31 protein-coding genes, 3 tRNA genes and 2 pseudogenes are annotated in these 21,563 nt (G+C 52.2%); 35 read left to right on the top strand and 1 reads right to left on the bottom strand.

Annotated features, from left to right (window positions below; translation table 11 throughout):
• Positions 1 to 30: 30 nt before the first annotated feature.
• The 14 genes and pseudogenes from G434_RS27085 to G434_RS19620 all read left to right on the top strand — a co-directional run bounded on the left by G434_RS27085 (position 31) and on the right by G434_RS19620 (position 6,510).
• Positions 31 to 243 (top strand): DUF4222 domain-containing protein, encoded by a 213-nt coding sequence (locus G434_RS27085; RefSeq protein WP_001250270.1) that lies wholly within the window; start codon positions 31 to 33, stop codon positions 241 to 243.
• Positions 200 to 1,192, top strand: a complete 993-nt coding sequence (locus G434_RS30270; protein ID WP_016239036.1) for a hypothetical protein — start codon at positions 200 to 202, stop codon at positions 1,190 to 1,192. Before G434_RS27085 ends, G434_RS30270 begins: the two co-directional genes overlap by 44 nt.
• Positions 1,189 to 1,683, top strand: a complete 495-nt coding sequence (locus G434_RS19570) for a PerC family transcriptional regulator (protein ID WP_077767312.1) — start codon at positions 1,189 to 1,191, stop codon at positions 1,681 to 1,683. Before G434_RS30270 ends, G434_RS19570 begins: the two co-directional genes overlap by 4 nt.
• On the top strand, positions 1,683 to 2,336 hold the full coding sequence (locus G434_RS19575) for a phage N-6-adenine-methyltransferase (RefSeq protein WP_000066917.1): 654 nt from the start codon (positions 1,683 to 1,685) through the stop codon (positions 2,334 to 2,336). Before G434_RS19570 ends, G434_RS19575 begins: the two co-directional genes overlap by 1 nt.
• Entirely contained in the window at positions 2,333 to 2,659 is a 327-nt protein-coding gene (locus G434_RS19580) for a LexA family protein (RefSeq protein WP_000210168.1), read from the top strand. Before G434_RS19575 ends, G434_RS19580 begins: the two co-directional genes overlap by 4 nt.
• Positions 2,656 to 3,045, top strand: a complete 390-nt coding sequence (locus tag G434_RS19585) for a RusA family crossover junction endodeoxyribonuclease (protein WP_016239034.1) — start codon at positions 2,656 to 2,658, stop codon at positions 3,043 to 3,045. The genes G434_RS19580 and G434_RS19585 overlap by 4 nt, the downstream gene beginning before the upstream one ends.
• 19 nt (positions 3,046 to 3,064) lie before the next feature.
• Positions 3,065 to 3,862, top strand: coding sequence for a KilA-N domain-containing protein (locus G434_RS19590; protein ID WP_016239033.1), 798 nt, complete (start codon positions 3,065 to 3,067; stop codon positions 3,860 to 3,862).
• Positions 3,863 to 3,877: 15 nt separating this feature from the next.
• A complete protein-coding gene (locus G434_RS19595; protein ID WP_001223333.1) occupies positions 3,878 to 4,393 on the top strand; it encodes a hypothetical protein in 516 nt (171 codons plus the stop codon).
• Positions 4,394 to 4,402: 9 nt separating this feature from the next.
• The gene (locus G434_RS19600; RefSeq protein WP_016239032.1) at positions 4,403 to 5,392 is read left to right on the top strand and encodes a DUF968 domain-containing protein; all 990 of its coding nucleotides are present in this window, start codon (positions 4,403 to 4,405) and stop codon (positions 5,390 to 5,392) included.
• Between the two features lie 17 nt (positions 5,393 to 5,409).
• A complete protein-coding gene (locus G434_RS19605; RefSeq protein WP_001204806.1) occupies positions 5,410 to 5,790 on the top strand; it encodes an antiterminator Q family protein in 381 nt (126 codons plus the stop codon).
• A 133-nt stretch (positions 5,791 to 5,923) separates the two neighbouring features.
• Positions 5,924 to 6,220, top strand: a pseudogene (locus tag G434_RS0124900) (site-specific DNA-methyltransferase); the annotation flags it as partial.
• A 40-nt stretch (positions 6,221 to 6,260) separates the two neighbouring features.
• A tRNA-Ile gene (locus G434_RS19610) sits at positions 6,261 to 6,336 on the top strand.
• 7 nt (positions 6,337 to 6,343) lie between these two features.
• Positions 6,344 to 6,420, top strand: a tRNA-Arg gene (locus G434_RS19615).
• Positions 6,421 to 6,433: 13 nt separating this feature from the next.
• Positions 6,434 to 6,510: transfer RNA gene (locus G434_RS19620), tRNA-Arg, on the top strand.
• A gap of 95 nt (positions 6,511 to 6,605) precedes the next feature.
• Here the strand turns inward: G434_RS19620 and G434_RS30660 are convergent.
• Positions 6,606 to 6,764: pseudogene (locus tag G434_RS30660) on the bottom strand (hypothetical protein); the annotation flags it as partial.
• 187 nt (positions 6,765 to 6,951) lie between these two features.
• Here G434_RS30660 and G434_RS19625 point away from each other — a divergent pair.
• The 21 genes from G434_RS19625 to G434_RS19720 form a co-directional block, all read left to right on the top strand.
• Positions 6,952 to 7,167, top strand: a complete 216-nt coding sequence (locus G434_RS19625) for a class II holin family protein (RefSeq protein WP_000839574.1) — start codon at positions 6,952 to 6,954, stop codon at positions 7,165 to 7,167.
• Positions 7,168 to 7,171: 4 nt separating this feature from the next.
• Positions 7,172 to 7,516: a YdfR family protein gene (locus tag G434_RS19630; RefSeq protein ID WP_016239030.1), complete on the top strand. Its 345-nt coding sequence runs from the start codon at positions 7,172 to 7,174 to the stop codon at positions 7,514 to 7,516.
• 50 nt (positions 7,517 to 7,566) lie between these two features.
• Positions 7,567 to 8,100, top strand: coding sequence for a lysozyme (locus G434_RS19635; protein ID WP_016239029.1), 534 nt, complete (start codon positions 7,567 to 7,569; stop codon positions 8,098 to 8,100).
• Positions 8,097 to 8,564, top strand: coding sequence for a lysis protein (locus tag G434_RS31080; protein ID WP_016239028.1), 468 nt, complete (start codon positions 8,097 to 8,099; stop codon positions 8,562 to 8,564). The genes G434_RS19635 and G434_RS31080 overlap by 4 nt, the downstream gene beginning before the upstream one ends.
• Before the next feature lie 42 nt (positions 8,565 to 8,606).
• Complete coding sequence (locus tag G434_RS19645) at positions 8,607 to 8,957, top strand: HNH endonuclease (RefSeq protein ID WP_001135103.1); 351 nt, start codon at positions 8,607 to 8,609, stop codon at positions 8,955 to 8,957.
• Positions 8,958 to 9,101: 144 nt separating this feature from the next.
• A complete protein-coding gene (locus G434_RS19650) occupies positions 9,102 to 9,584 on the top strand; it encodes a phage terminase small subunit P27 family (protein ID WP_001330091.1) in 483 nt (160 codons plus the stop codon).
• Complete coding sequence (locus tag G434_RS19655; RefSeq protein ID WP_001140907.1) at positions 9,584 to 11,341, top strand: terminase large subunit; 1,758 nt, start codon at positions 9,584 to 9,586, stop codon at positions 11,339 to 11,341. Before G434_RS19650 ends, G434_RS19655 begins: the two co-directional genes overlap by 1 nt.
• A complete protein-coding gene (locus G434_RS30265) occupies positions 11,338 to 11,499 on the top strand; it encodes a hypothetical protein (RefSeq protein WP_000811487.1) in 162 nt (53 codons plus the stop codon). The genes G434_RS19655 and G434_RS30265 overlap by 4 nt, the downstream gene beginning before the upstream one ends.
• Positions 11,489 to 12,715 carry a phage portal protein gene (locus G434_RS19660; RefSeq protein ID WP_000923129.1) on the top strand — a complete coding sequence of 409 codons (1,227 nt, stop codon included), beginning with the start codon at positions 11,489 to 11,491 and terminating at the stop codon, positions 12,713 to 12,715. Before G434_RS30265 ends, G434_RS19660 begins: the two co-directional genes overlap by 11 nt.
• Positions 12,708 to 13,307 (top strand): HK97 family phage prohead protease, encoded by a 600-nt coding sequence (locus G434_RS19665; RefSeq protein ID WP_000999828.1) that lies wholly within the window; start codon positions 12,708 to 12,710, stop codon positions 13,305 to 13,307. Before G434_RS19660 ends, G434_RS19665 begins: the two co-directional genes overlap by 8 nt.
• 14 nt (positions 13,308 to 13,321) lie before the next feature.
• Positions 13,322 to 14,539, top strand: a complete 1,218-nt coding sequence (locus G434_RS19670; RefSeq protein WP_016239027.1) for a phage major capsid protein — start codon at positions 13,322 to 13,324, stop codon at positions 14,537 to 14,539.
• Between the two features lie 76 nt (positions 14,540 to 14,615).
• A complete protein-coding gene (locus G434_RS19675) occupies positions 14,616 to 14,933 on the top strand; it encodes a head-tail connector protein (RefSeq protein ID WP_000719066.1) in 318 nt (105 codons plus the stop codon).
• 8 nt (positions 14,934 to 14,941) lie between these two features.
• The gene (locus tag G434_RS19680; RefSeq protein ID WP_001147816.1) at positions 14,942 to 15,280 is read left to right on the top strand and encodes a phage head closure protein; all 339 of its coding nucleotides are present in this window, start codon (positions 14,942 to 14,944) and stop codon (positions 15,278 to 15,280) included.
• On the top strand, positions 15,280 to 15,726 hold the full coding sequence (locus G434_RS19685; protein WP_000347787.1) for an HK97-gp10 family putative phage morphogenesis protein: 447 nt from the start codon (positions 15,280 to 15,282) through the stop codon (positions 15,724 to 15,726). Before G434_RS19680 ends, G434_RS19685 begins: the two co-directional genes overlap by 1 nt.
• Positions 15,723 to 16,067, top strand: a complete 345-nt coding sequence (locus tag G434_RS19690; protein ID WP_016239026.1) for a tail completion protein gp17 — start codon at positions 15,723 to 15,725, stop codon at positions 16,065 to 16,067. The genes G434_RS19685 and G434_RS19690 overlap by 4 nt, the downstream gene beginning before the upstream one ends.
• A 59-nt stretch (positions 16,068 to 16,126) precedes the next feature.
• Positions 16,127 to 16,831, top strand: coding sequence for an immunoglobulin domain-containing protein (locus G434_RS19695; protein WP_024193856.1), 705 nt, complete (start codon positions 16,127 to 16,129; stop codon positions 16,829 to 16,831).
• A gap of 14 nt (positions 16,832 to 16,845) precedes the next feature.
• Entirely contained in the window at positions 16,846 to 17,217 is a 372-nt protein-coding gene (locus G434_RS19700) for a phage tail assembly chaperone (RefSeq protein WP_000164661.1), read from the top strand.
• Between the two features lie 23 nt (positions 17,218 to 17,240).
• Positions 17,241 to 17,519: a phage tail assembly protein T gene (locus G434_RS19705; protein WP_000978931.1), complete on the top strand. Its 279-nt coding sequence runs from the start codon at positions 17,241 to 17,243 to the stop codon at positions 17,517 to 17,519.
• A gap of 46 nt (positions 17,520 to 17,565) precedes the next feature.
• On the top strand, positions 17,566 to 20,793 hold the full coding sequence (locus G434_RS19710; protein WP_000224012.1) for a phage tail tape measure protein: 3,228 nt from the start codon (positions 17,566 to 17,568) through the stop codon (positions 20,791 to 20,793).
• On the top strand, positions 20,786 to 21,127 hold the full coding sequence (locus G434_RS19715) for a phage tail protein (RefSeq protein WP_000807954.1): 342 nt from the start codon (positions 20,786 to 20,788) through the stop codon (positions 21,125 to 21,127). Before G434_RS19710 ends, G434_RS19715 begins: the two co-directional genes overlap by 8 nt.
• Positions 21,127 to 21,563, top strand: a 437-nt coding sequence (locus G434_RS19720) for a phage minor tail protein L (protein ID WP_016249732.1), incomplete at its 3' end; no start/stop codon positions are given. The genes G434_RS19715 and G434_RS19720, both read left to right, overlap by 1 nt.

Raw genomic sequence — 21,563 nt, 5'->3', positions numbered from 1 at the left:
TGATTTCAACCGGCAGAAGGAGACAGTCCTTTGCGACAAGTTAACCGCTGGTTCAAAGATCACTACGGAGTGCCCGTCAGAGTCATTCGTTGGGAGCCGGAAACACAACGGGTTATCTACCTCCGTGAAGGCTATGAACATGAATGCTTCAGTCCGCTCGAACAGTTTCGTCGTAAATTCAGGGAAATAGAGGTCGGTCATGAGCCTGTTAATGACATCCCAGCCCATTGTGATAAATCGTGATCTTGCATGCCGTATTGGTCTGAATGAGGCAATTGTGTTGCAGCAGCTTCATTACTGGCTGAATGAAACGAATTCAGGCACTGAGCATGGCGGAATTCGCTGGGTTTATAACACGACAGAACAGTGGCTGGAGCAGTTTCCGTTCTGGTCAGAGTCCACTCTGAAACGCACATTTGCAAGCCTGAAATCACTTGGGGTTTTGCGTCGCGAGCAACTCAATAAATCGAAGCGTGACATGACCAACTTCTACACGATCAACTATGAAAGTGAGCTTTTAGAAGAGGTCAAAGTGAACGAATCCATCAGGTCAAAATGCACTTCTCCATCGGGTCAAAGTGACCTGATGGATGGGCGCAAAATGACACGATCCATTGGTTCAAAACGACACGCTGTCATCGGGTCAAAATGGCCCAATGATCTTACAGAGAATACAACAGAGATTACTACAGAGAATAAAACCTCTTCTCGTCCGGACGCTTCGCAACCGGACACGCAAACGGCTGAACAGGAGTTTTTAACTCGCCATCCTGATGCGGTTGTATTCAGCCCTAAAAAGCGCCAGTGGGGAACGCAGGATGATTTGACCTGCGCACAGTGGCTCTGGAAAAAAATCATCGCCCTGTACGAGCAGGCCGCCGAATGTGACGGCGAGGTGGTTCGTCCCAAAGAACCGAACTGGACAGCATGGGCAAACGAAATTCGCCTGATGTGTGTGCAGGATGGTCGTACTCACAAACAAATCTGCGAGATGTACAGCCGCGTCAGCCGCGATCCGTTCTGGTGCCGTAACGTGCTCAGCCCGTCGAAGCTGCGGGAAAAATGGGATGAGCTTTCCCTGCGCTTATCGCCGTCCGTAAGCACGTACACCGAAAAACGCGAAGACCCGTACTTCAAAGCCAGTTACGACAATGTGGACTACAGCCAGATCCCGGCAGGATTCAGGGGGTGATCATGAGTCTTTTGAATGACGTTCAGAAATTCATTGAAGCCCATCCGGGGTGTACTTCCGGAGACATTGCGGATGCTTTTGCTGGTTACTCACGGCAGCGCGTTCTGCAGTCAGCAAGCAAGTTACGTCAGAGTGGGCGTGTGGCTCACCGTTGTGAAGGAGATACACGCAGACATTTCCCACGCCTGACTGAGAGAGCGCAGGATCCGGAACCACAACCAGTTCGTGAAACCAGACCTGTGCGCAATTTCTATGTCGGCACTAACGATCCCCGTGTGATTTTGTGCCTGACCCGCCAGGCTGAAGAACTGGAGTCCAGGGGCTTATACCGTCGTGCTGCAACGGTGTGGATGGCGGCATTCCGTGAAAGCCACTCCCAGCCAGAACGAAACAATTTTCTGGCACGTCGTGAGCGGTGCTTACGGAAAAGCAGCAAGCGCGCTGCATCGGGTGAAGAGTGGTATCTGTCAGGGAATTTCGTGGGGGCTTAATGAGTAATAAATATTGCCAGGCGCTGGTGGAACTGCGGAACAAACCAGCCCATGAACTGAAGGAAGTGGGCGATCAGTGGCGCACGCCGGACAACATTTTCTGGGGAATTAACACCCTGTTTGGCCCGTTTGTTCTGGATCTGTTCACTGACGGTGATAACGCCAAATGTGCTGCGTATTACACGGCGGAAGACAACGCGCTGGCGCATGACTGGTCAGAACGTCTTGCGGAGCTTAAAGGGGCTGCCTTTGGTAATCCCCCATACAGCCGCGCCAGTCAGCATGAGGGGCAATACATCACCGGCATGCGTTACATCATGAAACATGCCAGTGCCATGCGTGATAAGGGGGGGCGCTATGTTTTCCTGATCAAAGCTGCCACCAGCGAAGTGTGGTGGCCGGAAGATGCGGACCATATTGCTTTTATTCGAGGGCGTATTGGTTTTGAACTGCCTGCCTGGTTTATCCCGAAAGACGAGAAGCAGGTACCGACAGGCGCTTTCTTCGCTGGTGCTATTGCTGTTTTCGACAAGACCTGGAAGGGACCGGCAATCAGCTACATCGGGCGCGATGAACTTGAGGCATGTGGTGAGGCCTTTCTGGCGCAGGTTCGCCAGCAGGCAGAAAAACTGGTCAGGGAGATGGCGGCATGACGACGTTAACTCAATGCCAGCAGCAGGTGCTGGATATGCTGATTTCTTATCAGAAAGAACGTGGCTTCCCGCCAACCAATCAGGAGGTGGCAACCATGCTGGGATACCGTTCAGTGAATGCAGCGGTGGAGCATCTTCGCGCACTGGAGAAAAAAGGCGTCATCACGATAAAGCGTGGTGTGGCCCGGGGGATCACGCTTCATACCGCAGTGAAGGACGACGACAGCGAAGCGGTCGGGATTATCCGCTCACTGCTTGCCGGTGAGGAAAACGCAAGGCTGCGTGCAACCCACTGGTTACATGAGAGGGACCTGAAAGTATGAAGCTGATCCTGCCTTTTCCGCCCAGCGTGAACACGTACTGGCGACACCCCAACAAAGGGGCGTTTGCTGGTAAGAGCCTGATAAGCTCGGCGGGGCGAAAATTCCAGAGCGCGGCGTGCGCAGCAATAGTTGAGCAGTTACGTCGTCTGCCGAAACCAACGTCGGCACCTGCTTCAGTGGAGATCGTGTTGTTTACTCCGGATAACCGGATCCGCGATCTGGACAACTATAACAAGGCGCTGTTTGACGCCCTGACCCACGCGGGTGTGTGGGAAGACGACAGCCAGGTGAAAAGAATGCTGGTGGAGTGGGGACCAGTTATCCCGGAAGGGAAGGTCGAGATCACTATCAGTAAGTACGAGAAAACGGCGGGTGCAGCCGCCTGATTAAGAGGAGAAACGAAGTATGAATAATCTGATGGTCATTGATGGTATTGAAGTTCGTCGTGATGCTTATGGGCGTTACAGCCTGAACGATCTACACAGGGCTGCCGGTTCTCTGGATAAGCATAAGCCTGCATTCTGGCTCCGCAATGAGCAAACTGAACGTTTAATAAGCGAGTTGCAGATTTGCAACTCGGTCAATATAGAGCCTGTTAACGTTATTCGTGGCGGAAATAACCAGGGGACGTATGTCTGCAAAGAACTGGTGTATGCCTATGCAATGTGGATCAGTCCGTCATTCCATCTGAAGGTGATCCGTACTTTCGATACGGTAACCAGCGCACCGGATAAATTATCCGGACAGGCTGCTGACAAGATGCAGGCTGGTGTGATTCTGCTGGACTTTATGCGCCGGGAATTAAACCTGTCTAACTCTTCAGTGCTTGGTGCCTGTCAGAAACTCCAGGAGGCTGTTGGCTTACCGAATCTGGCACCGCGCTATGCCATTGATGCTCCTGCTGACGCGCCTGATGGCTCAAGCCGCCCCACGCTGTCACTGAGTGCACTGCTGAAGCAGTATGGTATCCGCCTGACGGCTAATCAGGCATATCACCAGATGGCGAAGCTGGGGATCGTTGAACAACGCGAACGATACAGCCGTACCGCGATTAACAACATCAAAAAATTCTGGTCGCTGACCGCGAAAGGCTGCATGTTCGGCAAGAACATCACCAGTCCTGCAAATCCGCGCGAGACGCAGCCGCATTTCTTCGAATCCCGATTTCCTGAGCTGTTAAAGCTGCTCGATACCGTTCACTGATGGGAGGCGTGGAGCATGAGAATTACACCACCCCATCTGCAGCCAGTTTTATCCAGGGTTAAACGTTTTGTTGAACGAATGCCGGAAGGCGCAACACTGACCCAGATATCACAGAAAGTGCAGGCGTACAGTCTACTGAATAAAAGGGATAAGGAGATACTCATTGGCATTATCCGCGACAGTGGACTTCTGGTCGTTGCGAATGATGGAAGAACTACAACGTTACATCATCCTAAATTTGGACATCAGGCAGTAAATAGTGAAATACCAGTAAAAACAGAGGAACCCGTTGTGATTAAAAAGACCGTTACTCCGGATGAATTACGCAGGCATGCTGAGGAGCTGATCAGGGCTGCGGAAGAAGCAGAGAAGAAATTTAATGATCGTGCGGAAATTAAAAAGCAACTGGATCCTCTGAAACTGGAAATCCTCCAGGCGTATGGAATGGCAAGTCGTAAATTTGATGAGTTTGTTGATGCTATGGCGGATATGGGGAAAGCGGTACAGAAACTGAAACAGATTGTGCTGTGAGGTTCTACGTTGAGAGCACTGCTGACCCCTGAAATAGCCCCGCGTATGGGGATCGTCTTGTTCAGACCCGGTTCAGAGCTGATGCCCCTGTTTATGCAGGGGCGCGTCCTGCTGGAGCCTGAGCCGGAACGTTATTCATCTTTTGCCAGTGGTGCCGTTCCGGCAGCATCACAACCGCTGGCGGATGATCCTGCCGTTCGGGCCGTGTTCCGCCATGAGGCGGTGATCCGTCGTGCTGGTGGCGTGGAATGCCTTGAGAGCTGGTTACTTCGTGAAAAGGGCTGTCAGTGGCCTCATTCCGACTGGCACAGCGAGAACATGACCACAATGCGGCACGCGCCAGGCGCAATCCGTCTGTGCTGGCACTGTGACAATCTTCTCCGTGACCAGTTCACGGAACGGCTGGAATCAATGGCAACGGATAACTGTGCCCGCTGGGTGTTATCTGTTGTGCGCCGTGATCTCGGTTTTGATGACAGTCACGTTGTGACAATGCCGGAACTGTGCTGGTGGCTGGTTCGTAATGACCTGGCGGATGCCTTACCGGAAAGTGCAGCCCGTAAGGCACTGAGATTACCGAAGCCTGTTGTGCCGTCTGTCACCCGGGAGAGTGACCTTGTTCCTTCGGTTCCTGCCACCAGCATTATCCAGGATAAAGCGAAAAAGGTGCTGGCGCTGAAAGTGGATCCGGAGTCGCCGGAGTCTTTTATGTTACGCCCAAAACGTCGCCGCTGGGTTAATGAAAAGTACACGCGCTGGGTTAAGACACAGCCGTGTGCATGTTGTGGAAAGCCAGCTGATGATCCCCACCACCTGATAGGCCACGGTCAGGGGGGAATGGGTACAAAAGCGCATGACCTCTTTGTGTTGCCTTTGTGCAGAAAGCATCACGACGAGCTGCATGCGGATACCGTGGCATTTGAAGAGAAGTATGGCTCCCAGCTGGAGCTGATATTTCGTTTTATCGATCGTGCGCTGGCAATTGGCGTGCTGGCCTGATTTTGTGGAGAAAGTTGATGCGTGATATTCAGATGGTTCTTGAACGCTGGGGGGCATGGGCTGCAAGTGGTAACACCGGGGTGGACTATTCTCCGATCGCTGCCGGATTCAAAGGACTTTTACCATCTGCCACTAAACCACGTCCGGCCTGCTGCGATGATGACGGACTTATCATTGAAAACTGTCTTGCTCGTCTGAAGCAGAAAAAACCTGAGGAGTATTCGCTTCTCATTGCTCATTATTTGTTGCGAATATCAAAAAGACAGATAGCCAGGACGAGAAAGAAAAGCGAAAAAGCAATACGAATTGAGATGCAGATAGCCGAAGGGTTTATTGACGGATGTTTGTCTGTGCTGGGGGTAAGACTGGAGATGGACGACTGGCTGCTAAAAAAGTAAAAAATGATTAGTGCGGTCCGCAAAAAGTATGTCAGTATGTTAAGAGTGGTTACTTCGCCACACAGCTTAAACCCGCCGCGAGCGGGTTTTTTTATGGCTGAACGTTAAATGCGCTGGTGGTTGTGAATGCCGACTGCGGCGGTATTTTGGCGTGACGGCGCAGGTGCCGTATACCGATGTCTGGACGCATAAACCGGTGCAGTTCTATCCCGGGAAACATCCGTGCGAAAAACCGGCAGAAATGCTGCAGCAGATAATCAGCGCTAGCAGTCGTCCGGGTGACCTGATTGCAGATTTTTTCATGGGGTCGGGTTCGACAGTGAAAGCGGCACTGGCGCTCGGGCGTCGTGCAATTGGCGTTGAGCTGGAGACTGAACGTTTTGAGCAGGCGGTTCGGGAAGTACAGGATTTAGTCAGCCAGAACGGATGATATTGAAGAATTAATTACGCGTCGTTATTATGCGGCTCCCGGCCCTTTAGCTCAGTGGTGAGAGCGAGCGACTCATAATCGCCAGGTCGCTGGTTCAAATCCAGCAAGGGCCACCATCACATACCGCCATTAGCTCATCAGGATAGAGCACCAGCCTTCGAAGCTGGTTGCGCGGGGTTCGAGTCCCCGAAGGCGGTCCATTATCTGTACCCTGCGTTGTTAGCTCAACCGGACAGAGCAATTGCCTTCTAAGCAATCGGTCACTGGTTCGAATCCAGTACAACGCGCCAGACTTATTTTTCCCGGCTCGCTTTTGCGGGCCTTTTTTTTAAATGTCTCACAATTCAGACGGTTGACAGTTGTCTGTTTTGCGGGGAGTTTGTTAAAAGAAACTGGCATGGTGAATCCCCCTGTGCGGATGGGCAATCAGCGAGTAGGTATATGGGATAATCGCGGATTCAGGTGCTGGTACTGAATTCACCGGGAGGCACCCGGCACCATGCAGTTGACTGAAACCATGTATACTCTCAGGCCCCACGCACATGTGTTGGGGCCTTTTTACATGCAAAAAAAAGCCCGCATATGGATACGGGCGGCAAGGAACAAAAAACGTGAAGTGATCTATTCAGCCAGTGGATAATACCCTGACGTTACCATATTGCGCAATCGCGCATTCTTTCTTTTTCGCTCCCCTTATAACTACGCCATCCGTTCGCTGCGGAGGTGAGGCTATGAAATCCATGGATAAAATTTCAACGGGCATTGCCTACGGCACCTCCGCAGGCAGTGCTGGCTACTGGTTTTTACAGTGGCTTGATCAGGTCAGTCCGTCACAGTGGGCTGCGATTGGTGTACTGGGGAGTCTGGTTCTGGGCTTCCTGACATATCTGACTAACCTGTATTTCAAAATCAGAGAGGACCGTCGTAAGGCTGCACGGGGAGAGTAATTCAATGACTCAAAACTATGAACTGATTGTGAAAGGGATCCGCAATTTTGAGAATAAAGTTACGGTAACTTTAGCGTTACGGGACAAAAAACGCTTTGACGGTGAAATTTTTGACCTGGACATCTCGCTGGACCGTGTTGAAGGTGCCGCGCTGGAGTTTTATGAGGAAGCAGCCAGAAGGAGCATCAGACAGGTCTTCCTGGATGTTGCTGCCGGGTTATGTGAAGGGGGTGAGCAGTCGCCGGAAAAGCGCCCCGTAATTTTAGAGGCGCAGAATGTGTGGATAACCTACAAAGGAAAGCTACCGGGAAGAATTACTGGTTCTCTGAAGACTCCACCGCTGGGCTGAAGACTTAACATATCCAGGTATTCGGAACCGATAAATCCTGATAAATATCCATGAACGCAAAAATCAGATACGGCCTGTCGGCTGCCGTTCTGGCGCTGATTGCCGCAGGTGCGCCTGCGCCTGACATTCTCGACCAGTTTCTGGATGAAAAGGAAGGCAACCACACCACGGCATACCGTGATGGTGCAGGTATCTGGACCATCTGCCGTGGTGCCATCATGGTGGATGGCAAACCTGTCGTTCCGGGCATGAAGTTGTCGAAGGAAAAATGCGACCAGGTTAACGCCATTGAGCGTGATAAAGCGCTGGCGTGGGTGGAGAAAAACATCAGAGTGCCGCTGACCGAACCCCAGAAAGCGGGGATCGCGTCATTCTGTCCGTACAACATTGGCCCCGGTAAGTGTTTCCCGTCGACGTTTTATAAGCGGCTGAATGCCGGTGATCGTAAGGGGGCATGCGAAGCGATTCGCTGGTGGATTAAGGATGGTGGGCGCGATTGCCGCATACGTTCAAATAACTGCTATGGGCAAGTTATTCGTCGTGACCAGGAAAGCGCATTAGCCTGTTGGGGGATAGAGCAGTGAGCAGAGTCGCCGCGATTATTTATGCTCTGGTTATCTGCATCATCGTCTGCCTGTCGTGGGCGGTTAATCATTACCGTGATAACGCCATCACCTACAAAGAACAGCGTGATAAAAAAGTCAGTGAGCTGAAGCAGCTGACCGCCACCATCGCTGACATGCAGCAGCGTCAGCGTGATGTTGCTGCGCTCGATGCAAAATACTCGAGGGAATTAGCCGATGCGAGAGCTGAAAATGAAACTCTTCGCGCTGACGTTGCCGCTGGTCGTAAGCGCCTGCGGATCAACGCCACCTGCCCCGGTACCGTGCGTGAAGCCACCGGCACCTCCGGCGTGGATAATGCAACCAGCCCCCGACTGGCAGACACCGCTGAACGGGATTATTTCACCCTCAGAGAGCGGCTGATGACGATGCAGATGCAACTGGAAGGGGCACAGGAGTATATCCGCACTCAGTGCATTAAGTAGCCTTTTTATCGTGGTAAACATTTCGCAGGGTATGAGGTATTTATGCCCCCACGAATCCCACGCGCCTGCCGTAAGCGTGGATGTGCAGGTACAACCACAGACAGTTCTGGTTACTGCGATAAACATCGTGGCGAAGGATGGGTACAGCATCAACGCGGACTGAGCCGCCACCAGCGTGGCTATGGCTCGAAATGGGATGCCATACGTGCGCGCATACTGAAGCGTGATAATCATCTGTGTCAGAACTGCCTGCGCAATGGGAGAGCCGTTGAAGCCAGAACTGTGGACCACATCATTCCGAAAGCTCATGGTGGCACGGATGCAGACAGTAACCTGCAGAGTCTGTGCTGGCCCTGTCATAAAGCAAAAACAGCGCGTGAACGCATCAACTGATAACAGTTCCTATCTGCAGGGGGGCGGGTCAAATCTCTGCAGCCCTGGCTGCTCAGTACCGCCGCCTGACCTTTCCTCGCATCGCCGCAGGTTCGAAAACTTTTTTTTGGAATGTGATTAAATGATTGATAGGTAAAACCGATTATGTCTGGACCCCCGAAAACCCCGCCACGCCTGCATTTGATACGAGGCAACCCCTCAAAGCGGCCAGTTAAAGACCTCAAAAAAACCGCTAAAAAGGATGAAAAAGGTCTCCCTAAAATTCCGCAACATTTAGGGGCGCAGGGGAAGTACTGGTTCAGGCGAATGGCGGAAGAGCTGAATGCGGAAGGGATCATTTCTCAGCTTGATGCGCGTGCGCTTGAGCTACTGGTGGAAGCCTATACCGAATACCGGCATCACTGCGAAACACTCGATGTTGAGGGGTACACCTACCGCTCGGAAACGCAGAACGGTGATGTGCTGATTAAGGCACACCCGGCTGCTGCGATGAAAGCGGATGCCTGGAAGCGGATCCGGGCGATGCTTGCAGAATTTGGTATGTCACCGGCAAGCCGGGCAAAAGTAAATACCGCCGGACCGGATAATGTTGATCCGCTGGCAGAGCTTTTAAAAGCGAGAGACTGATGGCAAAAGTGGCTGACGGGATCCGCTACGCCGAACGTGTTGTTGCAGGAGAAATTGTTGCTGGCGAATTTGTCCGCCTGGCCTGCCAGCGTTTTCTTGATGATCTGAAGTACGGCGAAAAGCGGGGGATTTATTTCAGTGAACCCCGTGCGCAGCACATCCTGAATTTCTACAAATTTGTGCCTCATGTAAAAGGGGCACTGGCAGGCCAGCCCATTGAGTTGATGGACTGGCATGTATTTATCCTCATTAATATTTTTGGTTTTGTCATTCCGCTGGTCAATGAAGAAACCGGGGAAGTTGTCATGCGCAGCGATGGCAGCGGACGTCCGGTGATGGTGCGCCGGTTCCGGACGGCGTACAACGAAGTCGCCCGTAAAAACGCAAAATCAACACTGTCATCGGGTATCGGCCTGTATATGACGGGGGCAGATAGTGAAGGCGGAGCTGAGGTGTATTCAGCCGCAACCACGCGTGACCAGGCCAGAATCGTGTTTGAAGACGCCAAAAATATGGTCAGAAAAGCCCGGTCGACACTCGGGCGGTTGTTTGATTTCAACAAGCTGGCGATTTACCAGGAGCAGAGCGCATCAAAATTTGAACCGCTTTCCTCGGATGCAAACAACCTGGACGGTCTGAACATCCACTGCGCCATTATTGATGAGCTGCATGCACATAAAACCCGCGACGTGTGGGACGTTCTGGAAACGGCAACCGGTGCCCGTCTGCAGTCCCTGTTATTTGGTATCACCACGGCTGGCTTTAACAAGGAAGGGATTTGTTACGAGCAGCGTGATTACGCCATCAAGGTATTGCGAGGCTATAACAGCGACGTGGAGGGCGCTGTAAAAGACGACTCTTACTTTGCGATCATTTACACGCTTGATGAGGGAGATGATCCGTTTGATGAAACGGTCTGGCAGAAAGCGAATCCTGGCCTGGGCATCTGTAAACGCTGGGATGATCTGCGTCGTCTGGCGAAAAAAGCGAAGGAGCAGGTCTCTGCGCGGGTGAATTTTTTTACCAAACACATGAATGTGTGGGTCACTGCCGAATCTGCCTGGATGGATATGATTAAGTGGGAGAAGTGCGAATACATTGCTCCACAACATGAGCTGAAAACATATCCCATGTGGGTCGGCGTAGACCTTGCTCATAAGATTGATATCTGTGCGGCGGCAAAACTCTGGCGAACCGATAACGGACATGTTCATGCTGATTTTAAATTCTGGCTTCCGGAAGGACGGCTGGAGCGATGCTCGCGGCAGCAGGCAGAACTTTACCGGAAGTGGGCGGAGATGGATAAGCTCATCCTGACGGATGGTGATGTTATCGATCATGCTCAGATAAAAAGTGACTTACTGGAATGGATTGGCGGTGAAAACCTCAGGGAACTGGGATTTGACCCGTGGAGCGCAATGCAGTTCAGCCTGGCACTGGCTGAAGAAGGGATACCGCTGGTGGAGGTTCCGCAGACGGTCCGCAATCTGTCAGAGGCCATGAAGGAAACGGAATCACTGGTTTATGCCGGGCGTTTCCATCACAGCAATCATCCGGTCATGAACTGGATGATGTCTAACGTTACGGTAAAACCGGACAAAAACGACAACATCTTCCCGAATAAATCCACGCCTGAAGCCAAAATCGACGGCCCTGTTGCACTTTTTACGGCCATGAGCCGCTTTCTGGTAAATGGCGGGGGCGTGAATGACTTTCTGTCCACGCTTGATCCTGATGAGGACCTGTTAATTCTGTGAAACAGCTTATTACTGATATGACCGGGCTGATCGGTTTCGGTTTGCTCACTGCTGGCGTTTATCTGTATGCAGGTCTGCCAGCGTCTCTGATGCTGTCGGGCTGTTTGTTGCTGCTTTATGCACTGGTGGTGTCCATGAGGAGAAAACATGCTTCTTGATGCTCTGTTTCGCAGTGAGCCTCTGGAAAATCCCTCGGTTCCGGTAACCGGAGAGGCCGCTGAGACGGATAATATTTTTGCCCGGGATGTGTATGTCAGTCCGGAAACATCCATGAAGCTGGCTGCTGTCTATGCCTGTATTTATGTTATTTCATCCAGTGTGGCTCAGATGCCCCTGCATGTGATGCGAAAAACGAATGAGCATGTTCAGCCTGCACGCGATCATCCGTTGTTCTGGCTCGTTCATGATGAACCGAATGCCTGGCAGACCAGCTATAAGTGGCGGGAACTGAAGCAGCGTCATGTGCTGGGGTGGGGCAATGGTTATACGTGGGTAAAACGTAATCGTCGTGGAGAGGTTACCAGCCTTGAATGCTGTATGCCATGGGAAACTACGTTACTTAACACCGGTGGGCGTCATACTTACGGGGTGTATAACGAAGAGGGTGCATTTGCGGTAAGTCCGGACGACATGATCCATATCAGGGCGCTGGGAAACAATCAGAAAATGGGACTGAGCCCGATCATGCAGCATGCTGAAACCATTGGTATGGGAATGAGTGGCCAGCAGTATACCAGCGCCTTTTTTAACGGTAATGCCCGTCCTGCCGGTATTATTTCTGTGAAAAATGAACTGAACGAACAAAGCTGGGGCAGGCTTAAAAATATGTGGCAGCGGGCGGTGACAGCGCTTCGCAGCCAGGAAAATAAAACCATGTTGCTGCCTGCGCAACTGGATTACCGCGCTCTGACAGTTTCTCCGGTGGATGCTCAGATCATTGATATGACCAAGCTGAACCGGTCGATGATTGCCGGGATTTTTAATGTCCCGGCGCACATGATTAATGACCTGGAAAAAGCCACATTTTCGAATATTACGCAGCAGGCGATTCAGTTTGTTCGCTACACGATGATGCCCTGGGTTGCGAACTGGGAGCAGGAGCTTAACCGTCGCCTGTTTACCCGTACAGAACGGGCTGCCGGGTATTACGTTCGTTTCAACCTCACGGGGTTGCTCCGTGGGACCCCACAGGAGCGTGCGCAGTTCTATCACTTTGCCATTACAGATGGCTGGATGAGTCGGAATGAAGCCAGGGCATTTGAGGATATGAACCCGGTTGACGGTCTGGATGAAATGCTGGTCAGCGTAAATGCAGCAAATCCGTTGAATAACTTTAAAGATACGAAAGGCAAAGAGGAAAAGAACGATGAATGACCGTGAAACGCGCTGTTACAGCGGGGAGGTGCGGGCGGAACAATATGATAATGCCCCGACCCACATTCTGGGCTATGGCTCGGTATTTAACAGTCGTTCAGAACCTCTGTGGGGATTTCGTGAAATCATCAAGCCGGGGGCTTTTGATGATGTACTGAATGATGATGTACGTGGCTTGTTTAATCATGATCCTAATTTCATTCTCGGACGAAGTTCTGCCGGCACGTTGTCATTGTCGGTGGATGAACGCGGTTTACGTTATGACATTGTTGCACCGGATACTCCGACTATTTGTGACCTGGTGCTGTCTCCAATGTTGCGTGGTGACATTAATCAGTCCTCGTTCGCGTTTCGTGTCGCCCGTGACGGAGAGAGCTGGTATGAAGACGACGAGGGGATTGTTATCCGGGAAATCACGCGCATTTCTCGTCTGTATGACGTCAGCCCGGTGACATATCCGGCCTATCAGGACGCAGACTCTGGTGTCCGCTCAATGAAAGCCTGGCAGGAAGCGCGGGCGAGTGGTGCGCTGAAGAAAGCTGTTAACGAACGAATGGCGCGTGAGCGTCTTTTGACCCTTCTTAATGCATAAGGATACTACTGACGATGAAACTTCATGAGATGAAGCAAAAACGAAACACCATTGCAAAGGATATGCGTGCACTGCATGAAAAAATTGGTGATAACGCATGGACTGATGAGCAACGGGCAGAGTGGAACAGGGCGAAAGCTGAGCTGGATGCGCTGGATGAGCAAATCGCCCGTGAAGAAGAGTTGCGCCGTCAGGATCAGGCATATGTGGATGAGTCCGGGCCGGAAGAGCGCCAGAATAATGAGGCGGAGAACGGGAAAAAGGCGGTGGAAGAGAAGCGCGCTGCGGCATTTAACCGTTTTCTGCGTGCCGGATTTGCAGAACTGAATGCTGAAGAGCGTAATCTGATGCGTGAACTGCGGGCTCAGAGTGTAACAACGGATTCTCAGGGCGGATATACGGTGCCCACGCAGATGCGTAACAAAATCATTGACACCATGAAGGCTTATGGCGGGATTGCCAGTGTGGCGCAACTTCTGACCACATCAACCGGGCAGGATATCACCTGGTCAACGTCTGATGGCACGACTGAAGAGGGCGAACTGCTGGCGGAAAATACAGCCGCAACGGAACAGGATGTGACGTTCGGGACCGCTATTCTGGGGGCTAAAAAGCTGTCATCAAAAATAATTCGTGTGTCCAATGAGCTGCTCCATGACAGTGGGGTGGATATTGAATCTTATCTGGCAAACCGTATTGCCCAGCGTATTGGTCGTGGAGAGGCAAAATATCTGGTTCAGGGGACCGGAACGGGATCACCGTTACAGCCAAAAGGGCTGGCAGCGTCGGTGACGGGAACCATCCAGACTGCAGCCTCTGCCGCTTTCACCTGGAAAGAAATGAATGCCCTGAAACATGCCATTGATCCGGCATATCGTGGTGGGCCGAAATACCGCTGGGCATTCAATGATGCCACATTGCAGACTATTGAAGAGATGGAGGATGGACAGAAACGCCCGTTATGGCTGCCGGATATTGCAGGCGGTACGCCGGCTACTGTGCTGGGGATCCCTTATGTTATTGATCAGGCTATTGACGGGATTGGTACCGGAAAAAAATTCATTTTCCTGGGGGATTTCAACCGCTTTATCATTCGCCGCGTTACTTATATGGAACTGAAACGTCTGGTTGAGCGTTATGCTGAGTTTGATCAGGTGGCATTTCTGGCTTTCCATCGTTTTGACTGTGTGCTGGAAGATGTGGCAGCCATCAAGGCGCTCACTGGCAAATAACCACTCGTTGTTCAGTTACAGACCGCGCCGACGCGGTTTTTTTATGCCCGCACAGTGTTGCGGGCAGGAGTTTCTGATGGCAGCAATAGTGGAAAAACTCAGGGCGCAGTGCCGTATTGATACAGATGATGCAACTGATGATGAGTTACTGATGCTGTATTTCCGGGCTGCCTGCCGCAAGGCAGAAAATTTTATCAACCGTAAGCTTTATGAGGAGACGGTGCCGGAAGGTGATCCTGAAGGGGTGCTTATAGCTGATGATGTTTTGCTGGCGCTCATGTTGCTGGTCGGGCACTGGTACGAAAACCGGGAAAATTCCTCAGATGTCAGCAAGGCACCAGTCCCGTTTGGTTTTTCTTCTCTTCTGGAGCCTTATCGTTTTATTCCTTTGTAGGAGGAGACATGCAGGCGGGCAGATTACGTGATCGCGTAATTATTCTGAATGTCACCACCGCCCGCTCTCCGTCAGGGCATCCGGTGGAGACGGTGACGGAGGGAGCTACCGTATGGGCAGAAGTTAAGGGTATCAGCGGGAGGGAGATAATCTCAGGCGGAGCAGAAACCGCTCAGGCTACGGTCAGAGTCTGGATGAGATTCCGGCGCGATGTGACAGCGACTTCACGTCTGAAAGTGCTGACCGGTGCATTCAAAGGCGCGATTCTGGGTATAGAAGGTCCACCAATACCGGATGCACGCGCTACCCGGCTTGAAATGCTCTGCAGCCTGAAGGGAAATGTGTGATGGATTTCAGTCTTGATTTTTCCGGCCTGGCGGATATTGCACGGGATTTGGAGGCGCTCAGCAGGGCAGAAAACAATAAGGTTCTGCGCGATGCCACCCGTGCCGGTGCTGAAGTTATGCGGGATGCAGTTGTTGAACGTGCGCCGGAGCGAACCGGGAAACTGAAGAAAAATGTGGTTGTTCTCACTCAGCGTTCAAAGCGTCGGGGGGAAATTATCTCGGGTGTCCACATTCGCGGACGGAACCTGCGAACCGGAAACAGTGATAACAGCATGAAAGCCAGCGATCCCCGAAATGCATTTTACTGGCGCTTTGTGGAGCTGGGAACGATAAACATGCCCGCGCATCCATTCATTCGTCCGGCTTTCGATACGACAGAGGAGCTGGCGGCGCAGGTTGCCATACAGCGAATGAATCAGGCTATTGATGAGGTCTTAAGTAAATGAGGGAGGGCACACTGTATTCCCTGTTGTCTCAGCTGGCCGGAGGACAGGTTTATCCTTATGTGGTCCCGCTGACGGAGGGAAAGCCTGCGGTATCTCCGCCGTGGCTGGTGTTTTCTGTGGTGTCTGACACGGCATCTGATGTGCTTGATGGGCAGGCTGAATCCAGAATTACCGTGCAGATCGATGTCTGGGCGACAGTACTTGATGACGCAGATAATATTCGTGAGCAGGCGCTTGATGCGGTAAGAAAACTGGCACCCTCCGTTATTTCTAAAACGCAGGGGTATGATCCTGACTCCCGTCTGAGCAGAGCCACGCTTGAATTTCAGGTAATAGCCTGAGGTCGTTAATGATTTACCCACCCGCCGCTGGCGGGTTTTTTTATTTTCAGGAGACGAGTATGTCCTCTAATTTTGAGCGTTCGCAACTGACGAAAATTATGATTTCGTCTGCACCGGTAACAGCAGAAACCCTGGATTCTGCCAGCTATCTTGGCCTGAGCTGTACAATCAAAGAGGTGCAGTTTACCGCAGGACAAAAGCAGGATATTGATGTCACCACGCTGTGTTCTGTTGAGCAGGAAAATATTAACGGCCTTGTGGCTGCTTCAGAGATTTCCATGTCAGGCAACTTTTATCTGAATGCTGCCCAGAACGCGTTGCGCAGTGCCTATGACAATGACACCACGTATGGCTTTAAAGTTATTTTTCCGTCAGGCAACGGATTTACCTTTATGGCAGAGGTGCGTCAGCATACCTGGTCTGCAGGAACCAATGGTGTTGTGGCTGCAACGTTTTCCCTGCGTCTGAAAGGTAAACCTGTGCTGACGACAGAGCCGCTGAAAGTGAAGGCCAATTTAAAAAGCACGCTGCGGGTTGCTTCCGGAGCGAAACTTGAAATGGCGGTTGAGGCTGCGGGTGGTGTGCCGCCTTATTCTTATGTCTGGAAGAAAGGTGGTTCTCCTGTTTCCGGACAGACGGCGGCAACGTTCAGTAAGGCATCAGCATCATCCGGTGATGCGGGTGCGTATACCTGCGAGATTTCTGATTCAGCGAGCCCGGTTAACAAAGTGACCTCCACTTCCTGCACTGTAACCGTCAGTTAATGAGGATGGATGTGATGACTAAAAATATCCGTAATCTGGCACTGGCAACGATGTCGGGGTTTCGCCATAAAACCGTTGATGTGCCTGAATGGGAGGGAGCAACGGTTGTGTTACGGGAACCTTCTGCAGAAGCCTGGTTGCGCTGGCAGGAGATCGTTAAAGCAAAAGATGATGAGACACCGTTATCCGTTGCGGAGCGCGCCCGCCGAAATCTGGAGGCAGATGTTGAACTGTTCATTGATGTTCTGTGTGATACCGGACTGCAACCCGTATTTTCAGAGGATGATCGTGAACAGGTGATTGCCGTGTATGGCCCGGTGCATGCGCGGCTTCTTCGGCAGTCTCTGGAACTGATCAGTGATGCCGGCGAGGTTAAAAAAAAGTAGCGCTTCCGGGGATGCGTTTTCTGATGATGCTGGCGCTCAGGATGGGGCGCACATTGTCAGAGTTACGCCGGGAAATGTCCGCATCAGAAATCATGATGTGGGCAGAATTTGACAGGTTCAGCCCGCTGGGTGACGAGCGGGCTGATATCCGGGCTGCCCAGATTGTTTCAGCTGTTTACGGTGCGCAGGGGGTCAAAGTGCCACTGAATGATGCGCTTCTTCAGTGGGAGCAGGAGCAGACAGAAGGCGTCTCAGATCCATTTGCCGGACTGGAAAACGCGCTTTTAATAGTGTCTCAGTGAGTCAACATAACCGCTTCGGCGGTTTTTTTTCGTCCGGAGAATGAGTGTGGCGACATTACGTGAACTGATTATTAAAATCTCGGCAAATTCCCGGTCATTCCAGTCAGAGATCTCCCGGGCTTCGCGTATGGGGCAGGATTACTACCGTACCATGCAGAACGGAGGCCGACAGTCCGCTGCTGCATCCCGTGAAATGCGGCGTGCACTGGCAGAAGTGACGGATCAGATAAATACAGCTAAATCTTCGGCACTGAACATGGCGGGGGCATTTGCCGGGGCTTTTGCTACCGGTCATCTTATTTCTCTCGCCGATGAGTGGAATTCAGTAAATGCCCGTCTGAAGCAGGCCTCACAGTCCAGTGATGATTTTCAGTCATCACAGCGTGAATTAATGGCGATCAGCCAGAGAACGGGGACGGCTTTTTCTGATAACGCCAGCCTTTTTGCCCGCTCTGCAGCTTCCATGCGGGAGTATGGTTACAGTTCTGAGGAGGTACTGAAAGTCACCGAGGCGATCTCCACGGGCCTGAAATTATCCGGTGCCAGTACAGCAGAAGCCAGTTCGGTGATCACGCAGTTCAGTCAGGCTCTGGCGCAGGGAGTGCTGCGCGGTGAAGAGTTTAACTCGGTGAATGAGAACGGCGATCGTGTTATTCGTGCTCTGGCTGCGGGAATGGGAGTTGCCCGTAAGGATCTGAAGGCCATGGCGGATAACGGAAAGTTGACCGCCGATAAGGTTGTTCCTGCACTGATTAGTCAGCTTGGGGCATTACGTGATGAATATGCGGCAATGCCTGATACGGTTTCATCCTCTGCAACCAAAGTTGAAAACGCCTTTATGGCCTGGGTTGGTGGTGCGAACGAGGCAAGCGGAGTGACGAAGACGCTCTCCGGTGTGCTGAATGGTATTGCAGGCAATATTGACACCGTGGCAACCGCTGCCGGTGCTCTGGTTGCCGTCGGGGTAGCCCGATATTTTGGCAATATGGCGTCGTCTGCTGGATCTGCAACTGCCGGATTAATTACTGCAGCCAGAAACGAAGTGGCTCTTGCTGAAGTGCAACTTCGGGGGACACAGATAGCAACCGCCAGGGCGCGTGCGGCGGTTTATCGTGCGCAACAGGCGGTTGTTGCTGCTCGCGGTACCGAAAGGCAGGCCGCAGCAGAAGCGAAGCTGACAGCTGCCCAGGTGTCACTTACCCGTAATATTGCGGCCAGAACAGCGGCACAGACAACGCTGAATAATGTTACGTCAGTGGGGAGTCGTTTATTAAGTGGCGCGCTGGGGCTGGTTGGTGGTGTGCCGGGACTCGTCATGCTGGGGGCTGCGGCCTGGTACACGATGTATCAGAATCAGGAGCAGGCCAGAGAATCTGCACGCCAGTATGCCGCAACAATCGACGAAATTCGCCAGAAAACGTCGGCAATGTCGCTTCCTGAAGCGTCAGATAATGAGGAAAAGACGCGACAGGCACTGAAGGAGCAAAACAGGTTAATTGACGAGCAGAAAAGTAAGATTAAATCCTTACAGGAAAAAATTGCTGGCTATCAGTATGTGCTGGCAAACCCGGGCTGGACAACCGATAACGGTTTTATGATTAACCACATGACGTCGGTAAAAACTGTCACAGAAGGGCTTGCAGAAGCAACAAATCAACTGGCAGTTGAACAGTCTCGCCTCACTCAAATGCAGGGCAAAGCGCAATCCATTCAGGATGTGCTTGCCGGGCTGGAGGAGCGACGGGTGGCGTTGATCCGTCAACAGGCAGCGGAACAAAACAAAGCGTATCAGTCCCTGTTGATCATGAATGGGCAGCATACCGAGTTTAATCGCCTTCTCGGGCTCGGTAATGAATTACTTCAGCAGCGACAGGGGCTGGTGAATGTACCGTTACGGCTACCACAGGCAACCCTGGATGATAAACAGCAGACCGCACTGAATAACAGCGAGCGCGAACTGGCTCTGTCCCGCCTGAAGGGGGAAGCTCGTGAGCGTGCCCGCCTGGGTTATGCTGCGGATGATCTCGGCTTTGTGGGAGAGGCGTATCAGACAGCAAGACTGAATTATATAAATAACTCACTGGATGCATGGCGAAATAACCAGGCAAATAAACCCAAAGCGCATAAAAAGACCGAAGCGGAAAAAACAGAGGATATTTATAAACGGCTGATTAAACAGCAAAAAGAACAGATAGCACTGGCAGGGCAGAATACTGAACTGGCTAAGATGAAATATCAGGTCAGTCAGGGCGAATTATCAACCCTGTCAGAAGCGCAGAAAAAAACGCTTTTGCAGAATGCAGCACTTATCGACCAGAAAAAGATTCGTGAGCAGCTTGCTGCGTATGAGAGCAGTCTGGCGGACAGTAATGCCAGTGTCAGAGCATCAAATGAGGCTCAGTTACTGGGATATGGTGAAGGCTCACGGATGCGTGAACGACTTCAGGAAATGTGGAGCATCCGGCAGGAGTTTGAGCAGAAAAATAACGAGCTACTGAGACAGTATCAGGCCGGAGAAATTGAAGAAGCCCTGTGGAAACAGGAGAAAGAGCTGAATAAAAAATATCTGGAAGAGCGTCTCAGCGATCAGCAGGATTATTATGCAAAGGCTGATGCTTTACGCAGTAACTGGAATGCCGGGCTCAAAGAGGGGCTGACGAACTGGGCAGACAGTGCCACCGATTATGCTTCGCAGGCGGCAGATGCTGTCGTTTCCACGATGGACGGGCTGGTATCAAATATTTCCGATGCACTGGCCGGGAATGTTGTGGACTGGAGGAACTGGGGGAGTTCAGTTCTCCGGGAAGTTTCAAAAATTCTGATGAATGCAGCCATTGTTAACGGACTGAAATCACTCTCCGGTGCCGGAGGGTGGCTTGGTACGGTCGGCGGATGGATTTCGGGGGCAGTGGCAAACGCAAAAGGTGGTGTTTACACATCGGCAAATCTGAGTGCGTACAGCAACAGCATTGTGGACACGCCCACGTACTTTGCGTTTGCAAAAGGGGCCGGGCTGATGGGGGAAGCCGGACCTGAAGCCATTATGCCCCTGACCCGGGCGGCGGATGGCTCGCTGGGCGTACGCGCGGTGGGCAGTATGAACGGCAGTGCCGGTCTGGTGTATTCCCCGGTCTACCACATCGCCATTCAGAATGACGGGGCTAACGGACAGATAGGGCCGGAGGCGGCAGGCAGTCTTGTGCAGCTGATTGACCAGCGGGTGCAGGCGGTGATGCTGTCCATGCGACGTGACGGAGGAATGCTGAGTGGCTGAGATAAAAACGCTGCATCTGGTCCCGCGTGAAGGGATGCAGGTGAGTGAGAAACCGTCGGTGGTGAGGGTTCGGTTTGGTGACGGTTATGAACAGCGCCGCCCCACAGGACTGAATCCTCAACTGAAGACGTTTCAGGCGGTGTTCCGGGTGACGGATGAGTCAACCCGGCGCTGGCTGGATGAATTTTTATCCTGGCATGGTGGTTACCGTGCCTTTTTGTGGCGACCGCCGAAACATAACCGGACGGTGAGGGTGGTGTGTCGGGAGTGGAGCGTCACGGATAACGCCCGGTACAGTGATTTCAGCTGTACGATTGAGCAGGTGGTGAACTGATGCAGGATATCCGACAGGAAACACTGAATGAATGCACCCGTGCGGAGCAGTCTGCCAGCGTGGTGCTCTGGGAAATCGATCTGACAGAGGTTGGTGGAGAACGTTATTTTTTCTGTAATGAGCAGAACGAAAAAGGTGAGCCGGTCACCTGGCAGGGGCGACAGTATCAGGCATATCCCATTCAGGGGAGTGGTTTCGAACTGAATGGCAAAGGCACCAGTACGCGCCCCACGCTGACGGTTTCTAACCTGTACGGCATGGTCACCGGGATGGCGGAAGATCTGCAGAGTCTGGTCGGCGGAACGGTGGTCCGGCGTAAGGTTTACGCCCGTTTTCTGGATGCGGTGAACTTCGTCAACGGAAACAGTGACGCCGATCCGGAGCAGGAGGTGATCAGCCGCTGGCGCATCGAGCAGTGCAGCGAACTGAGCGCGGT

Origin of the sequence: Escherichia sp. KTE172, assembly GCF_000408845.1 — a bacterium.
In the GTDB taxonomy this organism is placed as follows: domain Bacteria; phylum Pseudomonadota; class Gammaproteobacteria; order Enterobacterales; family Enterobacteriaceae; genus Escherichia; species Escherichia coli.
This window is presented reverse-complemented; position numbering and strand designations above follow the sequence as displayed.